Here is a 3489-nt window from a genome sequence, read left to right as displayed (position 1 = left end):
ACGTTTTGGTCCTCGATCCGGCTGAAGGCCTGGCAGAGTGTGACCGCTTCTTTGCTGGTCATGAAGTCGATGTTGACCGGCGCGATCTCGCTGACTTCCGAATTTTGGATTTCCCTAGGCATATCTTCGAAAAAGAAGCCGACTGGTACGCGCAGGAAACTGGCGATGGCGAAGAGGCGGCTCGCACCGATGCGGTTTGTCCCTTTTTCGTATTTCTGGACCTGTTGGAAGGTGAGGTCGAGGGCCTTGGCGAGGTCTCCCTGAGAATGTCCGAGCATAATGCGCCGGAATCTGATGCGCTGTCCGACATGGGCGTCTACGGCGTCGGCTTCTTTTTTGCTGGGCATGGCAATTCCTTGATTTAATCTCTGATTGTGCAGGGGCAAAAACACTACCTATTGAGGTTCGGGCCTTAGGCGCTGACGAGGCCTGACGCAAGTAAAAAGTTTTGCGTGCATTCCCCTTGCACCGGTTTTCCGGCCCCAAAATTCCCTTTTCGCCGCCGTCAAGCCCCGAAGGGCGATTTTTCGACACCAAGTATTATTTGACGAGTTTTGCTATGAGTTACTATTTTTGGACGTTCTTGGATATTCTCTTTTAGTAGTCTGATTTTTCGATGGAAAATGGAACGGACAAGAAGTCACTTATCAAAACTTATCAAAAAACAAAGACTTGTATGGATTTCTGCTAACGAGTCTGGACGAGGGTTACCAAGTTTGGACGAGTTAGGATTTGTTTTGCCTTTATTGTACGAATTCATTGAAGTGTGTGTATTTGTTTGGATTGAGGTAGCAGGGCAAGATAGAGGAAGTGGTCCCACTTCCTGAGCGCGAGTTCTCCCTCGTTCCTACCGAACTCACTAGAATCGCTACGCTTATTCGCCTTCGGCTCAACGCAATAAGTCCCTATACGGGAGCTTTAACTCCGCTTTAAGCAACATCACGAAATGAAGGTAACTCACCAGCAGTAGGTGATATTTAAGATGTACAACCAAGTTCACGGCTAGTAGAAGGGGACTTGTGAGCGGCCCGGCGGTCCTCACTCTCACATAAGGACCGCCGAGCCTAGCGAACACCAAATTCGTCCTTTGATGTCCGCATAAGGAGCCCACTACAAACTCCATTTGTGTCTGTATTGGCCGCAATTTCTTTCGGTACGCTGATGCTTTTCTAGCTGAATCGCACAGATCGTGCGGCCAATACTGACAGCTTTCAACTTCCATCAACAAATTTGAGGACGTTCCCGTGCGGGAACGTTAATGACCCATGCCGTCTTCATCGACACGTGTGAAGCGGGCGCCGTGGGGACAGGCTCCGCTTGAGCTTGAGTCCAACTACGTCCAAATCAAGAATTTCGTCGACACTTCTCCCTCTCTTAAGGCGGCCTTTGTGCTGATTGAGAAGGCTGGATTGGTGACAGTCAAGTATGATGCCTTTGCCAAGGCTTGGCGGAAATTATCCGATCGTAAAGCGCAGGAAATCGCGGCTAACTGCCCTCCCCAGGAGAAAAACGCCGCCACACAGACTAAACACCGCAAACCCCTCCCCGCTATTACCGGCTTCAAAATGCCGACCGGCTCCGAGGAGGTGGACAAGGCATGGTGAAGACCGTTCATATTGTCATGCAGGGTAAGGGCGGGGCCGGCAAGAGCCTGACATCGTCCATGCTTGTCCAGTATTTCCAGCACGCCGATTATAATGTGCAGGCAATCGACCTGGACCCGACCACGCCGACGCTGTCCGCGATCAGGGCTTTGAAGGCCGTTCCGATCCAGATCATGGACGGCGATGACATCAATCCGCGCCTGTTCGATCACGTCATGACGCGGATTTTCGAGGCACCGAAAACCAGCCACACGGTCATCGACACCGGCACGTCTTCCTTCATTGCAACCTGTTCCTACCTTGCTGAGAACAATGCCTTCGAGCTGCTACGGGAAGCAGGTGTACGAGTTTACATCCATTGTCCAGTCTGCGGAGGGGGTGCGCTCGATGACACGTTCAACAGCCTGCTCGCTATCTTTCGGCATTTCCCAGGTGTTCCGCTCGTTGTGTGGCTGAATGAATTCTTCGGACCCATCACCAAGAACGGGATGAGCTTCGAAGAGAGCAACATTTGTCTCGACAATGCAGACCGTATTGCAGCCGTGATGAGCCACCCCAAGGTTCAGGCCGGAACGTTCGGAGAAGACATTAGGGCGATGATGGCTGCAAAACTGACCTTTGAAGAGGCCATCCGTTCAAACGACTTTAACGTCATGGCCCGACAGCGCCTTAAGATCTACTGGACCAAGGCCATTGAACGCCTGGACGGCGTGGCCTTCGTTGAGCCGGTGGATCTTGGAACTTCAGACCAGGAGGCGGCTGAATGAGCGCGACAGCCGCCCAAAACCGCGTCGAGCCGGTCGTGGACGAGCAGTGGCATCAGATGACCATAGAAGAGGCCATCGACATCGCGCATCGGAACACCGGGATTTCCTATCAGAAGGACGATCCGGTGATGGCGGTCGTCGCAATCCTGAACGGGTTCGGGGAAAAGCTGAAGCTTTTGCTGGAAGACGAGCGCAAGCGGGTGTCCAACCAGTTCAGCAACGATGTTTCCGGCGTGAACGAAGCCATCGACCGCAAGGTGGAGGATGTCGCCTCCACGATTCAAAAGCTTGGCCGTTCCCTCGGTAACGAAAGCATTCAGACGATTGTATCTGCGGTGGCTCAACACGCTGTGGAAAGCGACAAGATTCGCCGCGCAATCCGTTGGAACTTCGCGGCCTGCAGCGCGCTGGCCGTATTCAATTGGCTAGCCGTCACCGCCTTCTATCTCCTGCTCAAGTAAGGATTTTTTTTGAAATGAGTATCCTCAAAAGACTCGGACTCTGTCCATCGACACTCGTAAAGGTAGAATTGGGTAAAGCTGCAATCATTGCGACTGCATCCGCCTCAATTCTGTTTCCGGTGCAGGCGATGGCACAGGACTGGTCTGCACCTGCGACCAGCATGCTGGAGTCGCTCGAAAGTGGGCTGGTCAGTATTGCCGCACCGGTCATTGGTGTGGGCGTCATCATCTATGGCATCTGGGCCATGGTCACCGGCCGCATCGACATCATGCGGTTGGCTCAGCTCGTTGGTGCCGGAGCGCTCGTGATCTTCGGGCCGACTGCGCTTCGCGCCCTTCTCTCGGCAGCTTGAGGAGGGGCGAGGCCATGAAAGCGCAAAGCCCTATCGCACTCCACATTCAGGAGCCGATGAAGATCCTCGGTATGCCCCCGCTCCATGCTGCCCTGGTGATGATCGGTGAACTCCTGCTTGCAACCACTGGCGGGTTCCTGGCCGGGAATACGGTGGGCTTTGCGCTTGTCGTGCTGACGACTCCGCCAGCCATCGCGTGGATCATTCTGCTTCGCCGCCGCGAACCGCATTGTGAATCTTTGCTGCTGCATCCGGCCACGTTCTTTCAGGCGAAGAAAGTCCGCCGCCTGATCGCCGGTTTTCC

The 3489-nt window shown here is 53.9% G+C and carries 6 protein-coding genes; 5 read left to right on the top strand and 1 reads right to left on the bottom strand.

The window, feature by feature from the left end:
• The coding region (locus Q666_RS65585) for a helix-turn-helix transcriptional regulator (protein WP_286133827.1) at nt 1-278 on the bottom strand (278 nt) is incomplete at its 3' end.
• A 987-nt stretch (nt 279-1265) separates the two neighbouring features.
• Between Q666_RS65585 and Q666_RS53015 the strand changes: the two genes are divergently transcribed.
• From Q666_RS53015 to Q666_RS53000, 5 genes are all read left to right on the top strand, one after another.
• Complete coding sequence (locus Q666_RS53015) at nt 1266-1604, top strand: hypothetical protein (RefSeq protein ID WP_023001255.1); 339 nt, start codon at nt 1266-1268, stop codon at nt 1602-1604.
• Nucleotides 1598-2371, top strand: coding sequence for a hypothetical protein (locus Q666_RS53010; protein WP_023001256.1), 774 nt, complete (start codon nt 1598-1600; stop codon nt 2369-2371). Before Q666_RS53015 ends, Q666_RS53010 begins: the two co-directional genes overlap by 7 nt.
• Nucleotides 2368-2832: a hypothetical protein gene (locus Q666_RS53005; protein WP_023001257.1), complete on the top strand. Its 465-nt coding sequence runs from the start codon at nt 2368-2370 to the stop codon at nt 2830-2832. The genes Q666_RS53010 and Q666_RS53005 overlap by 4 nt, the downstream gene beginning before the upstream one ends.
• 68 nt (nt 2833-2900) lie before the next feature.
• Nucleotides 2901-3185 carry a TrbC/VirB2 family protein gene (locus tag Q666_RS0133545; protein WP_023014560.1) on the top strand — a complete coding sequence of 95 codons (285 nt, stop codon included), beginning with the start codon at nt 2901-2903 and terminating at the stop codon, nt 3183-3185.
• 14 nt (nt 3186-3199) lie between these two features.
• Nucleotides 3200-3489, top strand: a 290-nt coding sequence (locus Q666_RS53000; RefSeq protein ID WP_031269428.1) for a hypothetical protein, incomplete at its 3' end; no start/stop codon positions are given.

Source organism: Labrenzia sp. C1B70 (assembly GCF_000475395.1).
In the GTDB taxonomy this organism is placed as follows: domain Bacteria; phylum Pseudomonadota; class Alphaproteobacteria; order Rhizobiales; family Stappiaceae; genus Roseibium; species Roseibium algicola.
Note: the sequence above shows the minus strand (reverse complement) of the source record. Positions and strands in the feature narration are given on the sequence as shown.

Coding starts and splice junctions, on each gene's coding strand:
- Q666_RS53015 (WP_023001255.1), top strand. CDS start 1,266: ATGCCGTCTTCATCGACACGTGTGAAGCGGGCGCCGTGGGGACAGGCT.
- Q666_RS53010 (WP_023001256.1), top strand. CDS start 1,598: ATGGTGAAGACCGTTCATATTGTCATGCAGGGTAAGGGCGGGGCCGGC.
- Q666_RS53005 (WP_023001257.1), top strand. CDS start 2,368: ATGAGCGCGACAGCCGCCCAAAACCGCGTCGAGCCGGTCGTGGACGAG.